Annotated in this window: 20 protein-coding genes; 12 read left to right on the top strand and 8 right to left on the bottom strand. The window is 47.7% G+C overall.

The genetic code is table 11. The annotated features are described in order from the left end of the window. Positions 1 to 16: 16 nt before the first annotated feature. On the bottom strand, positions 17 to 1,321 hold the full coding sequence (locus LQ945_RS23080) for an Nramp family divalent metal transporter (RefSeq protein WP_044549837.1): 1,305 nt from the start codon (positions 1,319 to 1,321) through the stop codon (positions 17 to 19). 229 nt (positions 1,322 to 1,550) lie between these two features. Between LQ945_RS23080 and mntR the strand changes: the two genes are divergently transcribed. Next, positions 1,551 to 2,021 (top strand): manganese-binding transcriptional regulator MntR, encoded by a 471-nt coding sequence (mntR, locus tag LQ945_RS23075; RefSeq protein WP_020826347.1) that lies wholly within the window; start codon positions 1,551 to 1,553, stop codon positions 2,019 to 2,021. Between the two features lie 231 nt (positions 2,022 to 2,252). On the opposite strand, the gene LQ945_RS23070 is transcribed toward mntR, so the two are convergent. From LQ945_RS23070 to LQ945_RS23060, 3 genes are all read right to left on the bottom strand, one after another. Next, positions 2,253 to 2,900 (bottom strand): hypothetical protein, encoded by a 648-nt coding sequence (locus LQ945_RS23070; protein ID WP_270101829.1) that lies wholly within the window; start codon positions 2,898 to 2,900, stop codon positions 2,253 to 2,255. Between the two features lie 16 nt (positions 2,901 to 2,916). Beyond that, positions 2,917 to 3,903 (bottom strand): tyrosine-type recombinase/integrase, encoded by a 987-nt coding sequence (locus LQ945_RS23065; protein ID WP_270101828.1) that lies wholly within the window; start codon positions 3,901 to 3,903, stop codon positions 2,917 to 2,919. 63 nt (positions 3,904 to 3,966) lie between these two features. Beyond that, positions 3,967 to 4,266, bottom strand: coding sequence for a helix-turn-helix domain-containing protein (locus LQ945_RS23060; RefSeq protein WP_262016629.1), 300 nt, complete (start codon positions 4,264 to 4,266; stop codon positions 3,967 to 3,969). 87 nt (positions 4,267 to 4,353) lie between these two features. On the opposite strand from LQ945_RS23060, the gene LQ945_RS23055 reads away from it, so the two are divergent. Genes LQ945_RS23055 through LQ945_RS23045 form a run of 3 tightly spaced genes read left to right on the top strand, consistent with a single transcriptional unit; the run spans position 4,354 to position 5,099 of the window. Further along, the gene (locus tag LQ945_RS23055) at positions 4,354 to 4,620 is read left to right on the top strand and encodes a DNA-binding protein (protein WP_270101827.1); all 267 of its coding nucleotides are present in this window, start codon (positions 4,354 to 4,356) and stop codon (positions 4,618 to 4,620) included. Positions 4,621 to 4,629: 9 nt separating this feature from the next. Then, the gene (locus tag LQ945_RS23050; RefSeq protein ID WP_270101826.1) at positions 4,630 to 4,842 is read left to right on the top strand and encodes a hypothetical protein; all 213 of its coding nucleotides are present in this window, start codon (positions 4,630 to 4,632) and stop codon (positions 4,840 to 4,842) included. Beyond that, positions 4,839 to 5,099: a hypothetical protein gene (locus LQ945_RS23045; RefSeq protein ID WP_270101825.1), complete on the top strand. Its 261-nt coding sequence runs from the start codon at positions 4,839 to 4,841 to the stop codon at positions 5,097 to 5,099. The genes LQ945_RS23050 and LQ945_RS23045 overlap by 4 nt, the downstream gene beginning before the upstream one ends. Before the next feature lie 307 nt (positions 5,100 to 5,406). Here LQ945_RS23045 and LQ945_RS23040 read toward each other — a convergent pair whose 3' ends face one another. Continuing rightward, positions 5,407 to 5,889, bottom strand: coding sequence for a hypothetical protein (locus LQ945_RS23040; RefSeq protein ID WP_112362392.1), 483 nt, complete (start codon positions 5,887 to 5,889; stop codon positions 5,407 to 5,409). A 434-nt stretch (positions 5,890 to 6,323) separates the two neighbouring features. On the opposite strand from LQ945_RS23040, the gene LQ945_RS23035 reads away from it, so the two are divergent. From LQ945_RS23035 to LQ945_RS23000, 8 genes are all read left to right on the top strand, one after another. Then, positions 6,324 to 6,524: a hypothetical protein gene (locus LQ945_RS23035; RefSeq protein WP_270101824.1), complete on the top strand. Its 201-nt coding sequence runs from the start codon at positions 6,324 to 6,326 to the stop codon at positions 6,522 to 6,524. Next, a complete protein-coding gene (locus tag LQ945_RS23030; protein WP_112362394.1) occupies positions 6,521 to 6,742 on the top strand; it encodes a hypothetical protein in 222 nt (73 codons plus the stop codon). Before LQ945_RS23035 ends, LQ945_RS23030 begins: the two co-directional genes overlap by 4 nt. Then, on the top strand, positions 6,739 to 6,888 hold the full coding sequence (locus LQ945_RS23025) for a hypothetical protein (RefSeq protein ID WP_270101823.1): 150 nt from the start codon (positions 6,739 to 6,741) through the stop codon (positions 6,886 to 6,888). The genes LQ945_RS23030 and LQ945_RS23025 overlap by 4 nt, the downstream gene beginning before the upstream one ends. Before the next feature lie 9 nt (positions 6,889 to 6,897). Next, positions 6,898 to 7,191, top strand: coding sequence for a TraR/DksA family transcriptional regulator (locus tag LQ945_RS23020; protein ID WP_333482953.1), 294 nt, complete (start codon positions 6,898 to 6,900; stop codon positions 7,189 to 7,191). Beyond that, the gene (locus tag LQ945_RS23015; RefSeq protein WP_270103036.1) at positions 7,142 to 7,429 is read left to right on the top strand and encodes a hypothetical protein; all 288 of its coding nucleotides are present in this window, start codon (positions 7,142 to 7,144) and stop codon (positions 7,427 to 7,429) included. The genes LQ945_RS23020 and LQ945_RS23015 overlap by 50 nt, the downstream gene beginning before the upstream one ends. Positions 7,430 to 7,465: 36 nt before the next feature. Continuing rightward, the gene (locus LQ945_RS23010; protein ID WP_270101822.1) at positions 7,466 to 9,988 is read left to right on the top strand and encodes a replication endonuclease; all 2,523 of its coding nucleotides are present in this window, start codon (positions 7,466 to 7,468) and stop codon (positions 9,986 to 9,988) included. A gap of 1 nt (position 9,989) precedes the next feature. Next, on the top strand, positions 9,990 to 10,334 hold the full coding sequence (locus LQ945_RS23005) for a hypothetical protein (RefSeq protein ID WP_270101821.1): 345 nt from the start codon (positions 9,990 to 9,992) through the stop codon (positions 10,332 to 10,334). A gap of 235 nt (positions 10,335 to 10,569) precedes the next feature. After that, positions 10,570 to 12,030 (top strand): ATP-dependent nuclease, encoded by a 1,461-nt coding sequence (locus tag LQ945_RS23000; protein ID WP_270101820.1) that lies wholly within the window; start codon positions 10,570 to 10,572, stop codon positions 12,028 to 12,030. 877 nt (positions 12,031 to 12,907) lie between these two features. Here LQ945_RS23000 and LQ945_RS22995 read toward each other — a convergent pair. The 3 genes from LQ945_RS22995 to LQ945_RS22985 all read right to left on the bottom strand — a co-directional run bounded on the left by LQ945_RS22995 (position 12,908) and on the right by LQ945_RS22985 (position 17,601). After that, the gene (locus LQ945_RS22995; protein ID WP_270101819.1) at positions 12,908 to 14,335 is read right to left on the bottom strand and encodes a DNA sulfur modification protein DndB; all 1,428 of its coding nucleotides are present in this window, start codon (positions 14,333 to 14,335) and stop codon (positions 12,908 to 12,910) included. 458 nt (positions 14,336 to 14,793) lie between these two features. Next, positions 14,794 to 15,831, bottom strand: coding sequence for a phage portal protein (locus tag LQ945_RS22990; RefSeq protein ID WP_420136171.1), 1,038 nt, complete (start codon positions 15,829 to 15,831; stop codon positions 14,794 to 14,796). Beyond that, the gene (locus tag LQ945_RS22985) at positions 15,832 to 17,601 is read right to left on the bottom strand and encodes a terminase large subunit domain-containing protein (RefSeq protein ID WP_270101818.1); all 1,770 of its coding nucleotides are present in this window, start codon (positions 17,599 to 17,601) and stop codon (positions 15,832 to 15,834) included. It lies immediately after the preceding gene. Positions 17,602 to 17,611: the final 10 nt, after the last annotated feature.

Raw genomic sequence — 17,611 nt, 5'->3', positions numbered from 1 at the left:
GCTGCACGGCTTGGCATCAGCCCAGACCGGGAATGGCGACACCGAAAGTTTGCAGCAGCAGCACCATGTTGAGCAGAATAATAATCACCGTACCTATGATCGACACCAGGCTGGTCAGGCGGCTATTCACGAACTCGCCCATGATGTCGCGGCGACGCGTAAACATCACCAGGGCAATCATCGGCGCCGGCAGCGCCAGGCTCAATACGACCTGGCTGTAAACCAGCGCGTCGGTGGCATTAACCCCCAGAGCTACCACAATGAACGCCGGCACCATGGTCACCATACGGCGCACCCATACCGGAATGCGAAAACCGACAAACCCTTGCATGATCATCTGGCCGGCCATCGTCCCCACCACCGAGCTGGAAATGCCGGAAGCAATCAGCGACATCAGGAAGATGCCCGCAGCGGCAGCGCCAAACAGCGGCGTCAGCGTATGGTATGCGGTGCCAATCTCCGCCACGTCGCTGTTTCCTGCATGGAAGGCGCTGGAGGCCATAATCACCATGGCGATATTCACCAGCCCGGCGACAGATAAGGCAATCACCACTTCAATATTGGAAAAGCGCAGCAGCTTGCGCCTTTCACCGCTGTCACTGGCCGGCGCACGGTGTTGAGTCAGCCCTGAGTGCAGGAAGATGGCGTGCGGCATCACCGTGGCGCCGATAATCCCCACCGCGATGGTCAACGCCTGTGCATCCGGCAACTGCGGCGTGACCATGCCCATACCCGCCGCAGCCCAGTCCACCGGCACAATAAACATCTCGACCAGGTAACACAGGGCAATAATCGCGACCAGGCCGCCGATCATCAGCTCTACCGGGCGGAATCCTTTTTTCTCCACCATCAGCAAAGCGTAGGTGATGACCGCGGTTACCCCCATTCCCGGCAACAGCGGCATATGGAACAGCAAGGCAAGCGCTATAGCCCCGCCGAGGAACTCCGCCAGATCGGTTGCCATCGCCGCCACTTCACTGAGCAGCCACATGCCGATTACCACCGGGCGCGAAAATTGATCGCGGCACATCTCTGCCAGATTGCGGTGCGTGACGATACCCAACTTGGCCGACAGCGCCTGGAACAGCATTGCAATCAGGTTGGCCATCACCACCACCCACAACAGGCTGTAACCGTATTTCGAGCCGGCCTGAATATTGGTGGCGAAATTACCGGGGTCCATATAAGCAATGGAGGCAATCACCGCTGGCCCCGCGAACAGCAGCGGCGTGAATGCGCCACGCTTGCGCCCGGCAAGCGCGTTACCTATCGCCGTATTGGTTCGTTCGGTTAACGATGTGGTGGTTGCCGCATCACGCATGATTTACCCTCAATCTTTTTCTGGTTATTTTTCACCCAACACTCTCAGCAATGTAGCATCGGCTACACTTTATGCAAAATGGAAGATACTCTACCTTTGTGTACAAATATTTCTAATTTTAACCCGATGCGCCTGGCGAATTGATAATGCGTCGCCTTTGGACTAACGTATGGCGGAACTGCATTAATCTGCAACTCACTGGATTTACGTTTAAAGGACGTCTCAGACTATGGCAACAAGCGCACCAGATGACGCCGATCGCCCCGTTGTGGCCGAAATGCCGGACGAGGCTGAACATGCCCTGCGCTTCACCCGCGCTCGTGAGGCGCAATCCAATGCGCTGATTGAGGATTATGTCGAGCTGATAGCCGACCTGCTGGTCACTACCCGCGAGGCCAGGACCACTGACATCGCCAAACGCTTCGGTGTGTCGCATCCGACCGCGATCAAGAACATCGCCCGGCTCAAGAGTGCGGGTCTGGTGGAGTCACGGCCTTATCGAGGGGTTTTTCTGACGGAGGAAGGTGAACAACTGGCGCAGAAGGTACGCCGTCGTCACCGGATAGTCGTCGACCTGCTGGTGTGCCTCGGGGTACCGAACGAAACGGCGGAGTTGGACAGCGAAGGGATTGAGCACCACATTTCCAGCGACACCCTGGCGGTGTTTGAACAGTTCCTGCAAAAACACGCAGAAAAATAAACCCACGCCCACAAAAAAGGGAGGCTTTCGCCGCCATCGTGACGCTAATAAAAACAAGCAGTTACAATAATATCAATGAGTTAGGTACTTGTAACTGCCTGCCTAAAATGGGTATAGCGTGGGTGTTAGGGTCAAAATGTGGACATCTCTCACCAAGTAACATAGTGGTATTTCCTCTAACAGGCGGAGGATTACTAGTTTGACTCGAAATATCATCCTTTAGAACAGGAACTAACGAAGACGAGCGTTTTCAAGCTCATTTCCTGTGCAATATTTATATAGGTCATTTAAAGACTGTTGGATAGTCAGTATTTCTTCCAAAGCATAACCCAAAAAACCAGCCAATAGTGGGTTACCAAACTCTTTACTTGAGTTTTCAATATTAAGGAAAGAGTCTCTAATATGCTCTAACTCTGCCAATGCGTCACAAGCACCCTCTAATTTTTTAAATAATGCTTCGCTTGAAACTGCCGCTTCCATTAGATTCTTATCCATTAGTTCTCTACGCGTTTTGGTTATCGAAAGACCTGACATTGAACCATCATCTTTATAAATATAAACGTAGCCTTGCTCATGCTCACTAAACTTCAACTTTACCTCTTTCCCGTTCTCATACTCTTCATTAATTTCACTTAGAACACGGCGTAATATTTTTACAGTCCACAAATTTTTTTCGCACTCTCTTGAAAACAATCTTTTCATTGCAAATATCTTTCTATTATTTGCTTTATGTTTTTTAACAAATTCAAAAACTTCTTTTAGAAAAAACAATCCAATAGCAAAAATAACCGTAATTGGTAAAAATGACGAGTCCTCCTTTAAGGGCGTGAAGAACAAAAAGTCAGAACTTGAGAAGTCAAAAAAATAATCATTCAACATATAAAACCTTCCAAAATCAAATTTTCTCATAGTTACTTAGAGGATTATATCTAATTGCATCTTCCAAATAATTAGGCGCAAAGTGCGCATAAGCCATTGTTTGTAAAATACTTGAGTGTCCCAGAATTCGCTGTAGCGCCAGAATATTGCCGCCATTCATCATGAAGTGACTAGCGAAGGTATGGCGCAGAACGTGAACGGCCTGCCCTGCTGGCAAGCCAGGGGCGACCTCTTTGATGCACGTCCTCACATACGAGTAATTGAGTTCGGCGAATATTGGCCCAGCCTTGACCCCAGAAGTGATTTCTTTGCAGAGTTCGATTGAGATCGGGACAGTTCTGTTTTTGCTGTTCTTGGTGTTGAGGTAAGTCACCTTATTGCCGATCACCTCTTCCCGCCGAACTTTGACCACCTCCCCCCAGCGTGCCCCTGTTGCCAGGCACAACTTGACCGCCTTCAGATGATCACCTTCCAGCCGGTCTAGCAGTTGCCAAATTTCGTCATGAGTTAAGAAACCCATTTCCTGATCCGGCAGCTTAATTTTTTTCATCTCTTTGAGCGGATGTTCACCGTGATAAAGCCCCAAATCGATGAGAACGGAATACACCCCGCCCAGCTTTTCTTGGTCGAGATTGACGGTTTTTGCCTTTCTGCCTTCGGCGAGGCGAAGCACTCGATAATCAGAAAAGAAAGATCGGGTGATCTGGCATGCCTTGGGGTTGCCCATTTTGGTCGCCATCACCTGCAATTTATGCTCAATCTTCACGCCATCTTTTAGGTTCTGGCCGTGATGCTTAAACCAAAGGTCTATCAATTCCGTTAATGGCCGTTGGTCAGCTGGTTTATCTACCCAGTCTTTATTGTTCTGCGTCGCGATAACCCAGCGTTCAAATTGCTGTGCCTCGGATTTCGTCTTAAATTTCTTGCGAACACGCTTACCCGTCCGACCTTGGGGGCGTACGTCCACCATATAGCCTTCAGCACCGAGCGATTTAATACTCATCCCAAAGATTCCTTTCGAAACAAATTCCGCCCTTACCCCAAGAATTCTTTATACGCCAAGCAATTATCCAACCTTCTGGCCTTTTTGGGGACTGGATGTGCTTCCTAGCCCATCAGGGGAGAGAGCAGGTGAAATCTGTCCGATTTCCGGCGCGACATCCCCTGTCATTAGCCACATAGTATATTTCTTAAATCGCGGGTTGCTTGTAATCTTCATGAGAGTCACGCCGCCTGGCTCAATCAACCCCGTTTCGTACTTCTTCACAGTACTAATTGATATGCCTGTTATGTCGCAAAATTCGCTCTGGCTTACCCCTTCACTCTTCCGGATCGCCTTCACTTTCTCGCTTAGAATGCTTGACATGGTTCATTCCTATGAACTATCGTTACCTTGGTTCATAAATATGAACCTTCAATAACTTAAATCTGCGTGATCTTAAAGGGTATCACTATGAACAAAAACCGACAAAAAAAGGTGATTGGGGTAAGGGAAAACCAACTTCCGGCTGATTATCCATTTGGTGACCTGTTGGAAGAGTCGATCTCTGACTACGCCCTGCGCATCGGGAAAAACATACAAACTATTCGTACACAGGCCGATACCGGTGCCCTGCCGATTTTGCAAGCGCGCCCAGGTGCAAAGCGTCGCGTCAATCTTTACGCCATCTATCTGAACGCCAAGCGCCACGCTGAGAAATTTGTTGAACGAATGGGTTGAGGCAGAAAAATGCGAACCAGCGAACATGCCATCATCAAAATTAGTCGTAATTCATCACGCTATCGCGGTTTTGTTATTACTCGCCGTCCGCACACTGTTGTAACGCTTTGCGCCAGGTATGAGATCAGCCAAGGCGATCAGTCTTACGGCTTGTTCGATGCACAGGCACTGGCAACGGATTACATCGACCAACTTTACGAACAACAACAGGTGGCAGCATGAAACAGGCTTACATCATTTTGGTTGATGATCTGCTGACGCAGTACCACGCCAAAGCCCAAAACATCAATGCAGCCAGCGCTATCGCTCCAGCTGTGCGGGCTGTTTCACTGAATGATCACGCATTCCGTTTGAGCATTGGCCTTACTGGCTTATTTAGTGCCGCAGAAGCCGCAGGCGATGGTGTAGCTGCTGCGGTGATCGATAGCTTGGTGTCTCGCTGCAACAATGGCGATATCCCATCGCCGCAACTCAATTAGGGGCTTCTATGAATGACGGTCTTGCGTTCTTAATCGCCTGGTACATAGCAATAATGTATCTGATGCTATGGGGCCTTATTGACAGCTGCGGGATAAAAAGCTTCAAAGAACTTAGAGCGGGATTCGTGAAGTACTCATGGCCCGTTGTTAAAAGGATCCTAGCAGGTATGTTTATATTTTTAGCTGCTTATAAATTACTGTCAGTCTTCGTTGTGCCGGTATAACCGGCCCTATCTGAGAGCACACCTCTTCCATTAACGTGTGGGCGATTGGCGTCGTGGGGTGTGCTCTTAAATGGGATTTAGTCTTACCGTGGAATACCACCGCTGAGAAAAGCACATAAGCGCTCTTTTAGAGTAAGCGTTTGGACCTGCTGGCTAACAAAATCATCTGAAAAGCCAGCAGCGATAATAGCTCGAATATAGGCCGGTTTAATCAAACCACCAGGAATATCAGAATCATGTTCAGACAATTCAGCCAATGCAGATTTGATATCCAACTCACTCATCGAGACACTACGATGAATGATTTTTTCATATTCGAACGCTTGCTGTTTAGCAGCTGCGCCATATTCACTCGGTTTATAGACGAACAGATAAGAAGACAGAATCATAATAAGAAAACCAAGCAGCCAACCGTTAAAAACATCGGCCATCACTGTACTACCGAGTATTACCTGAATGAAGCTCACCAGGTTAAACAAGCTTTTATTCAGTTTGGTGGTCATTTGCTCGCGGTAGTAGCAATCATACATGTGCGCTTTTGTACTTTTGCTCAGCTGCTCGGTCATTTTTTATTCCTTGTCGTCTTGGTCATCCCGACCTTTTTCGGGAATAGCCGGTTCATCATATTGTCTGTGTGGGACGTGATGTTTTACAGAGTCGTCAATGCAAAAACGCTTATTCATTACATTCTTCCTTCTCGTGGGGGATTGTCATGCCCGTGTTCCTGGCAGAACGTGGCGGGCATGGCGAAGATACCACAACGCGGCCGGGCGCGTAATCCCGGAACATTAAGGACAATCGCACCAATCCGGTCGCGCCCTAATAAATAAATGGGCTGCAATAGAGCGGATAGATTGACCTAACCATGAGCCGGCATGGATAAAACCGGCACATATTCCAGTGCGCACTAATAATTGCTTATTGAAATATATAACCACTCGAAATAACAAATGCTGCCTTCTGGTGGCGGGCTTCCCACATCCTAAATTCAGGGGGTTTTATGAACGATGTTGCGTTAATGGAATTACTAACAGAAGCCCGCCGTGCCTCGCGGTTGCAGCTTCTGGAGCTGTTGAGCACTCGGATTGAACGTTTGGAAGCCGACAATGCTTCCCGCGATCAAATTCTTTCCATGCCGAAAAGCTGGATAAGCGCCCGTCAAAATGTTGGAGCCAGTAAATCTCAGGGGGTTGCACTGTGATAACTCTTGCAGGCACTCCTGCCAAACCTGACGTCTACCGCAAAGCCATTTCTTTATTAGCTCAGTTTCGCCGAGGTAATCGAGTGTTTCGCCGTATTAAGCCACACGGCTACCTGAAAATAGATATCGGTTATCGCTGGCGCTTGCTGAGTAAAAATGGCGGTAAGGATTGGCGGTTAATGACTCACGAAACTTACAACGTGGAGTACCGAAAATGACGGGTTTAGGCCTGGCCATCACCATAGCCAGCATCTGGGCTGTTATCGCCTTTGGTCTGGTTGGCTTATTTATCTACCGCTATTGCAAGTTCTGCCGGGTATTTAACCGCCAGTGTATGCAACCAGAAGAACGCAACTACGACTAAGGATGCCTGATGGCGGATCAAATCGACATGGCACAGGAACGGCATCAGCTAATTCTTGACGCTCAAATCAAAAACGCTCGCTCACAGCCTTGCGGACCTTCGGCACTTCACTGCGAAGAATGTGGCTCATCTATTCCTGAACCTCGCAGACGCCTAATTCATGGCGTCACTACCTGCGTGCACTGCCAAGCAATACGTGAAGCCAAATCCCAGCATATGAAGTTCCAGGGGAGGCCCTCACCACGAAATGAGGATGTTAACGCTGGCTGGATGCAAAAAATCAAACCGAGTAGTACCGAGTGACGCCCGTATGAAAACACACTCCTGTGCCGCGCCAACTGGCGTTTTTACATTCAACTGTAATTCTCGCGATTTTGTTGTTCAACAAAAAGACATCGCTTACTTCCACCCTTCAACAACTAATGAGGGGCAGTATTTCGTGATGATGCAAAACGGTAAGCAGTACCGAGCTGAAAATCTCGTGGAGATTACAAGGATGATCGGCCCGGGTGAAACAATCAGCGTGAGGAAGAAGCTTTGATCAAATTCACGTTGGTAAAGCACCAGGCCACCATGCATGGCTAGAAATTCCGGTTGCCGTCACGCTCCCACCCCACCGCTGCCATACCCTGGCAGCGGCGCGCCTGCTTGTGAGTGGGCATTCTCATGGAACGCCCCGCTCCCGGTTATCGATCCGTCGCTGAACAGACCGGCCGAGATCGATAAACAGACCGAGGAGCAGATCGCCACCACCCTGCACGCACATCATCTGTTAGAACAACAACCACAGCTGATCCAACGCGATGTGCGCTACCACATCAACAAGCTGGAAGAATCCCAGGGCATCCGCCGGGGCAATGCGTACTTGACGAAAAACTTTGTTGAGCGCGTATTGCCACGGCTTGATCTCGTTAGTGATAAATACCGCGCTTCCGATAACAACAGCGATGCCGCCCTGTGCCACCGCTTTAACCATCTGCCGGACGCCGGGCGCGCTGATATTGAACTGCTGGCGAAAGATATCGCCGCTATCATCAAGCAGGAACTGAGCGTAATCGACGAAGAGACTGGCCGATCTTCTGAATTATTGAACGTCATGGCGCTATATAAAGGGGCTGCCGCACTCACCCGCAGGTTTAAGCAAAAACCGCCACTGTGGAAAACCTACCAGGTGGCCCGCTGGAAAATGACAGTGGAGAACACCTCACCGGCAATCATGCGCATGATGTCAGAAGATTGGTGGCTGCGCCGTTTGCGACGCCATGCCGACCGCTGGAAAGAGCACCTGCATATTGCCATTGGTCACGTCAGCAAAAAAGCGACGCCCTATGCCAGCCGGCCAACCGTCAGCGATTGGCGGGAGCAAAAACGCCGCACCCGTGAATTCTTAAAATCGATGGAATTGGAAGACGACGAAGGCAACCGCATTTCGGTGATCGACAAATACGATCACAGCGTTGCAAATCCAGCCATTCGCCGGTGCGAGCTGATGAACCGCATTCGTGGTTTTGAGGATATCTGCAACGAGATGGGGTTCGTGGGGGAGTTTTACACCCTGACAGCCCCTTCCCGCTTCCATGCCACCAACAGACATGGCCACCGCAATCGCAAATGGTGTGGAGCCAGCCCGGAAGAAACGCAGCGCTATCTGCGTAATGTGTGGGAACGCGCACGCGCCAAGCTACATCGTAAAGGGTTTCGTATCTTCGGGATCCGTGTGGCTGAGCCGCACGGTGACGGCACGCCTCACTGGCATATGCTGCTATTCATGCGGCCCGAGGTAGTTGACCAGGTGCGCGATATCCTGCGCGCTTATGCCTGTGCGGAAGACACTGACGAGCTTTACAGCGAACGCTCAAGAAAAGCCCGTTTCCACGCCGAAGCCATAGATCCAGAAAAAGGCAGCGCCACCGGTTACATCGCCAAATACATATCAAAGAATATCGACGGTTACGCGCTTGATGGCGAACTGGACGACGACAGCGGTAAAGAGCTGAAAGAAATTGCTCCGGCAGTATCAGCCTGGGCAGCCCGTTGGCGTATACGACAGTTTCAGTTTATCGGCGGTGCACCGGTGACGGTTTACCGCGAATTGCGCCGCATGGCTGACCATGAAACCGCACTAGGCCTCAGTGTCGAGTTTGCCGCCGTACATGATGCCGCCGATTATGGCCACTGGGCTGAATACGTCAACACCCAGGGCGGCCCCTTTGTTCGGCGTGACGACCTGATCGTTCGCTCCTACTACGAGCCGGCAGAAGCCACTAACGACTATGGCGAAGACGTGATCCGGATACGGGGTGTGTTTTCACCACCGGTCGGGATGGATACCCCAATTATCACCCGCACGAAGGAATGGAAGTTTGTTCCGGCCCGTGCCGTTGACCTGGCCGTTGACGTTAAGGGCGCGCCTGCGCCCTCTTGGAGTTCTGTCAATAACTGTACGGTGTCGCCGGAAAGGCTAAAAAACAAACAGGTTGAGGAACCAGCGCCACCGCCTGAAAACCTCGATTTTGAGCGAATAACCGACAAGGAACGGCGGTTGATGCTCCGGCGAATACGCAGCGCTCCGCCAGAACCCGTGAAAAATCCATTTATGACCGTCGCCGAGGGCTTTGCATTGCCTGGCGAAGGGCTAAATCTGCCACCAATAAGGTCGGTACTGCCAGACCTGGCCAGCAATAAGCGCTGGCGGGAACAGGTGCGCCACGAACAGGAGCAACGCGCCCTGGCTTATTTCAGTTTGGATGATGGGCAGGAAGCTGAACATCACCGGCCACCTACGGCCAGCGCTGGCATTAACACAATCAAGCGGCCACTCAGCAAGCTGGAACGCCAGATCGGCAGCTTCGCCGAATCCATCGGTTTCAGCCTGGATGCCTGCATTCTGAAATCGATGGCCAGGGGCGCAACGGTCACTATCGACGGTCAGCGCTACCGGGCACGGGCCGACGGTTGTCTGTATCAGCAAACAACGCCGGCAGCTACTACCGCGCTGACGCGGCTCACTGCGCTATGGCATCGGCAGGTACCGGAACAAACACGCGTGGTTGGCGACCACCTGAGAAAAGAAGCAGCGAAACAAAAATCGGAGGAATAGCATGACCACATCGGCAGAACGTAAACGCGCCCAGCGCCAGCGTGATAAGGCGAACGGCATCACTACGATCACCCTACGCGTAGACAGCCAAGAAGTCGCGATGATTCTGGAGGGCTGCCAGCAGCGCCGGATAGCCAGGGAACCTTACGAGGTAACCGAATACTTGATTGGCCTTATCAGGCAGGACAACAAGTCGTTGCATAAACAACTATCAGAACTGCGAAAAAGCAGTTGCGGGAAGTGTGGGGACACATTACCGGGCGATCCGAGCGGGTGCTGCATGCAGGGGGATACGCAATGTTGGCAAACTATGGGTTACAAACGACTAATGCTGAAATCATTATGAAAAAACAAAATAACAAATGTTATTATAGTTATTTAAATAATTAACTCTAAAATATAAAATATGCAGTTTCATGCAATAACTGGAAGTATTCGACGAATCTGTGTTGGAGATCACTATGCGTAAATTATTATCTTATATATCATATAAAAAAGAGGATGCTGCCCAATTTTTTTGGATGCGTGTGTCATTACTGAAGGAATTAACTTCGACTTTAAATTAATAACAAGGATTAACTATGTTTATAAGAACAATAACTATCGAAAATTTCAAGGGTTTTCATGGGAGTCATAGCATTGATTTCAATATGCCTGATGGAACTACAGAAGGAAGTGGGTTAAATGTTTTTGTTGGTGAGAACAACGCCGGTAAGTCTACCATTTTTGAATCTTTGGATTTTATAAAAGATAGTTCGAAAAAAAACCTTGGAGAGCTCATAAACAGATCTGATCCTGCCACCGTATTTGATAACCTTTCAATAGAGGTAACATATACAGGAAACATCACTAACATCGTAAATACTCATGTACAAACAAACAAAATACAATCCTTTATAAATAATGTGTTTAATGATGGTGCAAATGAGTGCTTTAAAGTAAAGCGTTCATGGAATAACAACAATCCTGATGAAGTTAAGAGAATAAATTTTTGGAGTGAAGCCGAGCAAACTTACTCAAACCCCTCTGGAATCGATGCGCCATTCAAAAAACTTTATGATAACAACTTCATCTGGGCAGATACTAACCCTAACGATGAATCTAAATTTGGTGCATCTACTCTTTGCGGTTCTCTGCTGAAAGAAATAGCCCTTGGGCATGTAAATACACCTGAGTATCAAAGTTTCCAAAGTAGCTATCACGGACTGTTTAACAACCCAGCATCTCAACTAAGAACAAATATATCTCAAATAGAAGCGAAGGTTCAGACTGTTTTCTCATCTCAGTTCGGCGCCGCTAATATTTCATTTTCTTTTGATGAATTGCAAATTGAAAACTTTTTCAAAACTGCAAGTGTGATTATTGATGATGGTGTTTCTGTCCCCATGAATGAAAAAGGTCACGGAATGCAAAGAGCTGTAGCTCTTTCTATGTTACAAGTTTATGCTGACATAACTGCTAATGCTGCTAATGCTGCCGTATCCAAACCATTTTATTTATTCATAGATGAGCCTGAAATTTGCCTACATCCTTCAGGGCAAAAAAAATTATTAGACGCTCTGATGGTTATTTCAAAAACCAAACAGGTTTTTGTTACAACTCACTCTCCATTTATGTTGTCCTCGACTAATTTAAAGAATGCGGGTCTTTTTATTTTCAATAAAGATAACAATAGAAACTATATTTCAAGAGCTGACATATCACCTATGTTCCCATGGAGTCCGTCCTGGGGGGAAATTAGCTTCAAAGCATATAATTTACCAACTGTGGATTTGCATAATGAACTATATGGACACTTACAAGAGCAAAGTGGGCAGTATGCGGTGAATAACTTTGAGCAATGGCTTAACGGCCAAGGCATCGCACTTAGTAAACAATGGACTAAGGAAAGAGGAGGAAACCCACTTCCACCAATTGCTGCAACCTTACAAACCTTCATTCGTAATCATATACATCATCCTGAAAACGTAACAATGCAATCTCAGAAATATACAGAGGCTGAACTAAAACAATCAATAGAAGAAATGATTCGTCTTATTTGAATCTAGGTGTAAAAAACAAGTTACTGACCATGGGATAGTATAAACAATCTGCACAGCCTCCGCATAAGCGTCTCTACACCACGTAGCAAGGCGCTTTTCTTCATTTCACGCTACCACATTGTGTCTGACTACACAGGGGTTTTGGCCGTGCATAAGAGGTATCATTTTTTAGCCATTGCGGGAGAAAAGATCCCCATCGTTCTCCTAATCCGTGCCGTCCCCCCCGCCCCCGCGCTGCATACTTGAAAATTCACTTTCTATGCAGTAGGTAAAACACTTCAATCCCTTGCTGTCTATGGTCTAGAAGTGTGATTAGACATGCAAGAAAATGTGCGGATTGTTGCACTTAGGATATGCAGTGTTTTTTATTTAAAATCCAGTTCTATCCCGATAAAAAATACGTTTTAGATAAGAGAACCAGGACAGGGCATGCCGAATGATGTAAAAACACCTTGCCACGTAAATATTTTATTTTCAATAGTTGTGTGACGTGTCATTTTCATAAAAATAATCGTCTGTGACATGTCACAAAGACACACGGCAATGTATCTTCATATGAACAAGATGGATACAACCATCTTTCTCCTATTATATTAAACACCAACAAGAAACTAACTGAACATGTATTTACTCAGAGAGTATCTGACATTGTTATGTGGTCGAAAGCGATTAAATCTGACAATCGATTAAGAGCGATAAACGGACATAGCACGATCCAGTTGCAAAGAATTTCATATGTTGGTATTTCATCACTAATACCAGAAACTTTTATTTTTGGTGATAATTCAGCATGTGATATTTTAAAATTTCTATAAAAAAACCCTCATTAGGAGAGAGTTTTTTATTTGGCTTTATTTTATTTCCAATAATATAAATATTATTGATGGCGATTTGGTAATTTTAACATGTATCGAATCATATCGCCGATGATCGGATATATATCGTTATGTTTTGCACCAAAACGCATTACCCCTCCTTGCATGCTACCAATATCACGGTTCCCACTCGCTGAATCAGGCAAATATTCACTTAAACCCGGGAACAAGCTTTCACGTTCATTCTCTGGCAAGGAGTAATATTGCCAGATATTATTTTGGTGTGAAAAGTCTAAATTACTTATTCCATCTAACAAGGTCTCATATAGCTCATCGCTATTGCTTGCCTTCCTTTTACTAAAATTAAAATCGAAAGCTAACTTTGCCAGTGCTTTTAAAACAACAGGTTGAAGTGCTACGGTTCTTTCTTTTCCTTTTTCTTGTCCGAAACCATCAATTGCTTGAACAGATGACCAAAATTTAGTTGCAACGACAAACTTATCTTTAACGTCCGGGGTTGCTGTTGATATATTGGTTTTGTTTAAGAACAAAATAGCATTTACTGCCGTAATATCTTTTAATAAAATACTACCATCGTCTTTAGACCAATCCTTCTGTTCTATATCGGTAACCTTAATATCTAACTCATCAATAAGCTTGCCTTTTATAAATGAGTTTATTGGGTTTGCGCTGTCAAATTTTAAAGCTAAATTCTTATCTATTTTCTTGCCAAGATTATTCAAATCATGAAACAATTGGCGTTCTTGGTCTATATCAAGGCCCAGGTGCATCTCAACTGTTACAGTAGAAAACGCCGAACTAGCTTCGAGTATTGCATTCCAGGCAGCTATTTCGCCACTGCTCAAATCCAAATGTTCATCAGGAGGAGAATATACGCCTTTTTTCTTCGGGTAAGAATGTGTTCTTAATAATTGCTCGATAAATTCAAACGCAATTTTCATTCCTTCACGGCGGTGTTGGCCGTCTACCACCCAAAGAATATTATTCTGAGCCAGATATACTTTAAAACAAGCGGTTTTATTATCAGAGGTAGATAATAACCTTTCCGCTCTTAATTTATTTCCTTTAAGTCCGATATCTCTAACATTGGTTACAATGGGCTGCAATGCAAGATAAGGCTGCTTTCCAAGATTTTCTTGTATGTCAAGAAGAGATTTTATCGAGGGTTTTCCAGTGTTTTCTCTAAAAGTGATAGCTGAGGAAACAAGCCCTTTTAAAATATATAAAGCTAATTTATTTGCATGCGTCTGATCAAGTTTTCGTTGTGTTACTTCAATTCCTTCACGATATTGTTCATTAGCAACTTCTGACATTTCATAGAACCCTCGCATAGGGACGGATAGTAAAAAAACTCGTTCCCCAAGATTATGTCCAATAAATACGTTGTAATCTTTCTCTGCACCTGAGCTTACAACCAGTAAATCATCCAGTAGCCCAGTTAATGGTTGAGGCAAAACATCATCGGTCATTGGTGGTTTTCTCCAGGATTGTTGTCTTTGTACAAATCTATCAATCCAGGATAAAAAAGTCAACACCCAGGAATGTAAAAACAAAAACCCAGGGATATTAGTCGTCGTGTTTTTAATCTTATATTTAGCATATGGAATTTATATTCCAAGTTATATCAGAGACTTATAATCATACGACTCTATAGCGAGTATCTTCCAACCTCTATCTCTGGCTTTAATCTTCCGAGCGGCCCTCTTTTAGCTTGTATTTCAGAGCAATGAGTCTTTACAACATACGCATCAAAAGATTGTTCACTAAATGTAGAGTAGAAATGCCTGACCTGCACACATGGATTAACACACTATGTTCCCAGAAATGCCCGCTTCTAGCACAAAGCCTACCGTCGGATAATATTCAGCTCACGCACATAAAAGTCGCAAAACCAAACATTGGTCTGTATATTTATTGAGCCAATAGCTTATGTCTCTGATTTCAGCAGTTCATAAGGCTTGAAACTGATCACCTCTTCCCCTGCCCATTCGTTTAGCTCACACAACCGCTCTTGCAGCGGAGCCAGCTCGTTAATTGCGAATACCCGCGCTGCTTTCTCAACATCACCAAAACCGCCGGTGTTGTTTGGCAAAATCCCCATCAGTTGCGGTGGCGTGCGCTGGGCGGCAAGCTGATCATCACGGGTCACGTTCTTGATGTTCAAAAACTCGTCCTTTGCTGCAACCTCGGCCAGGGGGATCAGCTGTAACCCGTCCGGCTTACCGCCAGGGGCATACATAAACAGGTTTCGGAAGTTACCCGGCCCTTTCGACTCTTTCAGCGCTTTACGCAGATTATCAATATCCTCCTGCTTGTGCGCTGCATCGTTCATGTACAGGATAAACCCGGCATGACTGCCGTTGAGGTAGTATTTCCGGCGGAACAACGTCGCCGCCTCGTTAAGCCAGATGGAGTTAAGCGAGGAAAGGTATTCGGGAACACCGTAAATCTCCTGGTTAATGTCAGGATCCAACAGGTGGAAAATAGAACCCTCCGCAAACTGATGCGGCTCCATCCACGATTGCACGAACCAGTAAGAATCAGTTTCAACCCCACGGCGGGTGTATTTCGCTAGGCTGGGGGCCAGTTTCATCAGGCCGCCCAACCGGTTATAGCGCCCCTCAATAAAGCTGTTGCCAAACACCATAAAATCCTGCGCATAGCGGCTAAAATCCTGCTTTGACAGCAGCCGGTGAGGCTTGAACATACTCACCAAAATATTGCGCTTCATGGTGATCGGTGAACTGTGATGCACTGCTGCGCGGAACGTCTTCGCCAGGCCACTGAAAGAGATCGGCGGCTCATACCAACGGTCAACAATGCTGCATTCCAAATAATCCAGGATTTCACGCCGATCCAGCATCGGGATCGGGTCGCCGAAGGTGAAGGCCTCAACATGCTGCGCGCATCTTTCTTTCTGCATGATCGGCTGGGTATTTTTGCGGCCCCGGTTGCGTTTGCTCATTTAAAAAATCTCCATAAAACCTGTATTGCTACCGGTTGCCCCTTCGAGCGGTTCATTGAATAAGGCGTGCATTACCGCCCAGGCCACATCACCGTGGCTGACGCCTTCTGCGCGGCTGGTGACATAGGTTGCCCGCCGGCCCGTTGCGGTCATCTGTTTGCGGATGGACATAAACGCCTGGGCGATATCCAGCGCGCCGGCGTCGAACTCCAGGCGGCCGGAGCGGATCACATCGCGGGCTTTCAGCACCAGGTCGGTTTTCATTTCAAGGCTGTAGTTGATGGCGTTAACCGCCGGGAAGAACTGACGCACCAGTTGTGACACCGCACGGCCAAGGCCGGTGTTATCGATGCCGATATAGGTCACGTTGTAGCGCTCGGTCAGCGCCTTGATATTTTTAGCCTGGGCGGAAAAATCCATGCCGCGCCATTGATGGCGCTCCAGCACGCGGAACTTGCCGCCGGCAATCAGCGGCGGCAGGATGACCGCACAGCCAGCGCTATCGCCGTTTTCAGAACTGGCCGGGTCATAACCGATCCAGACTTCCCGCGCCGCCACCGGGCGCAATGCGAAGGGTTTAACGTCCGTCCAATGCTCCCAACTGTCGACCATGCAACGCTGCATTTCCCCCATCGGGAACACCGATGCGGTATCATCAATGAAGTTGCACATGAACAGGTTTTCAAAGTCTTCATCGCTGTTCTCTTCGCGCAATTCATCCAGATCAAACAGGTCACAGCCACCGCGTAACGCATCCTCAATGGTGACAATCTGGCGAAACTGCTTATCTTCACAGAGCAGGCCGCTGGCCAGGCGTTTATAGCCAACGTCAATTTCCCGGCGTCTGTCTTTCGATTTGCCCTTGTTAAACAACGTGCCATTCCAGAATGAATAGGCTTCATGGGTCATGCTGGACGGTGTGGAAAAGTAGGTTGAACGGTAGCGTGTTTGCGACGCCATACCCGATGCGGCCCGGCGCAACTTCTTAAAGCCCGGGATCCAGAAATATTCATCCAGATACAGGTTGCCCGGTCGCCCCTGGGCGGTGTTGGAGTTGGTGCCCAGGAAGTGCATTTCCGCCGCGTTGGGTAAGATGATAGTTTCCCCGCGCAGCTCAACATCAACCTCCTGGGCAAACGCCATGATGTAGTTTTTGAACTGGTGCGCCTGTGCTTTTGAGGCAGAAACAAACATCTGATTACGTCCCGTGTCCAGGGCGTCGATCAGGGCTTCACGGGCAAAATAGTAGGTTGCGCCGATCTGGCGACTTTTCAGGATATTGCGGATACGGAATTCTTTCGACAGCCCAGCCCGGTACCAACTGCGTTGATACTCAAACATCTGTTCAAGAAAGATTTCTTTCAGCCGGGCGTGTTGCTCATCCGTAAAGGCATTTTTCTGCGTGCGTTTGCGCGGGCCGGCGTTACGGGCGGCAATGTTGGGGTTCAGAACTGTCTCATTCCCGCCGTCATTGTATTTCCCTATGCGGGCGTGCCGCTCTGCCTGGCGGGCCAACAGGTCAATCTCTTTAAGGTCGCGCCCTTCTTTCTCCGGCTTTAGGATTAACTGACAGTAGCGGGCGGCGGTCGTGATTTGCATCTGGTCGAGCGGGCCGTAATCGTCCCACTTGTCGCGGCGTTTCCAACTGTGTACCGTGACGGACTTCTCCCCGATCATCTCGGCGATGCGGGTCACTCGCAGCCCCTGCCAGTAGAGATACATCGCTTGACGACGGGGATCCAAATCGGCACTGATAGTAATAGCACTCATGCGTAATCAG

Source organism: Serratia liquefaciens, assembly GCF_027594825.1.
Classification (GTDB): domain Bacteria; phylum Pseudomonadota; class Gammaproteobacteria; order Enterobacterales; family Enterobacteriaceae; genus Serratia; species Serratia liquefaciens_A.
This window is presented reverse-complemented; position numbering and strand designations above follow the sequence as displayed.

What these genes read in the sequence shown, in the direction of transcription:
- LQ945_RS23060 (WP_262016629.1), bottom strand. Translation starts at nt 4,266, where the DNA reads ATGTCAAGCATTCTAAGCGAGAAAGTGAAGGCGATCCGGAAGAGTGAA.
- LQ945_RS23070 (WP_270101829.1), bottom strand. Translation starts at nt 2,900, where the DNA reads ATGTTGAATGATTATTTTTTTGACTTCTCAAGTTCTGACTTTTTGTTC.
- LQ945_RS23000 (WP_270101820.1), top strand. Translation starts at nt 10,570, where the DNA reads ATGTTTATAAGAACAATAACTATCGAAAATTTCAAGGGTTTTCATGGG.
- LQ945_RS23040 (WP_112362392.1), bottom strand. Translation starts at nt 5,889, where the DNA reads ATGACCGAGCAGCTGAGCAAAAGTACAAAAGCGCACATGTATGATTGC.
- LQ945_RS22985 (WP_270101818.1), bottom strand. Translation starts at nt 17,601, where the DNA reads ATGAGTGCTATTACTATCAGTGCCGATTTGGATCCCCGTCGTCAAGCG.
- LQ945_RS23035 (WP_270101824.1), top strand. Translation starts at nt 6,324, where the DNA reads ATGAACGATGTTGCGTTAATGGAATTACTAACAGAAGCCCGCCGTGCC.
- LQ945_RS23010 (WP_270101822.1), top strand. Translation starts at nt 7,466, where the DNA reads ATGGCTAGAAATTCCGGTTGCCGTCACGCTCCCACCCCACCGCTGCCA.
- LQ945_RS23045 (WP_270101825.1), top strand. Translation starts at nt 4,839, where the DNA reads ATGAAACAGGCTTACATCATTTTGGTTGATGATCTGCTGACGCAGTAC.
- LQ945_RS23025 (WP_270101823.1), top strand. Translation starts at nt 6,739, where the DNA reads ATGACGGGTTTAGGCCTGGCCATCACCATAGCCAGCATCTGGGCTGTT.
- LQ945_RS22995 (WP_270101819.1), bottom strand. Translation starts at nt 14,335, where the DNA reads ATGACCGATGATGTTTTGCCTCAACCATTAACTGGGCTACTGGATGAT.
- LQ945_RS22990 (WP_420136171.1), bottom strand. Translation starts at nt 15,831, where the DNA reads ATGAGCAAACGCAACCGGGGCCGCAAAAATACCCAGCCGATCATGCAG.
- LQ945_RS23055 (WP_270101827.1), top strand. Translation starts at nt 4,354, where the DNA reads ATGAACAAAAACCGACAAAAAAAGGTGATTGGGGTAAGGGAAAACCAA.
- mntR (WP_020826347.1), top strand. Translation starts at nt 1,551, where the DNA reads ATGGCAACAAGCGCACCAGATGACGCCGATCGCCCCGTTGTGGCCGAA.
- LQ945_RS23020 (WP_333482953.1), top strand. Translation starts at nt 6,898, where the DNA reads ATGGCGGATCAAATCGACATGGCACAGGAACGGCATCAGCTAATTCTT.
- LQ945_RS23080 (WP_044549837.1), bottom strand. Translation starts at nt 1,321, where the DNA reads ATGCGTGATGCGGCAACCACCACATCGTTAACCGAACGAACCAATACG.
- LQ945_RS23050 (WP_270101826.1), top strand. Translation starts at nt 4,630, where the DNA reads ATGCGAACCAGCGAACATGCCATCATCAAAATTAGTCGTAATTCATCA.
- LQ945_RS23065 (WP_270101828.1), bottom strand. Translation starts at nt 3,903, where the DNA reads ATGAGTATTAAATCGCTCGGTGCTGAAGGCTATATGGTGGACGTACGC.
- LQ945_RS23005 (WP_270101821.1), top strand. Translation starts at nt 9,990, where the DNA reads ATGACCACATCGGCAGAACGTAAACGCGCCCAGCGCCAGCGTGATAAG.
- LQ945_RS23015 (WP_270103036.1), top strand. Translation starts at nt 7,142, where the DNA reads ATGTTAACGCTGGCTGGATGCAAAAAATCAAACCGAGTAGTACCGAGT.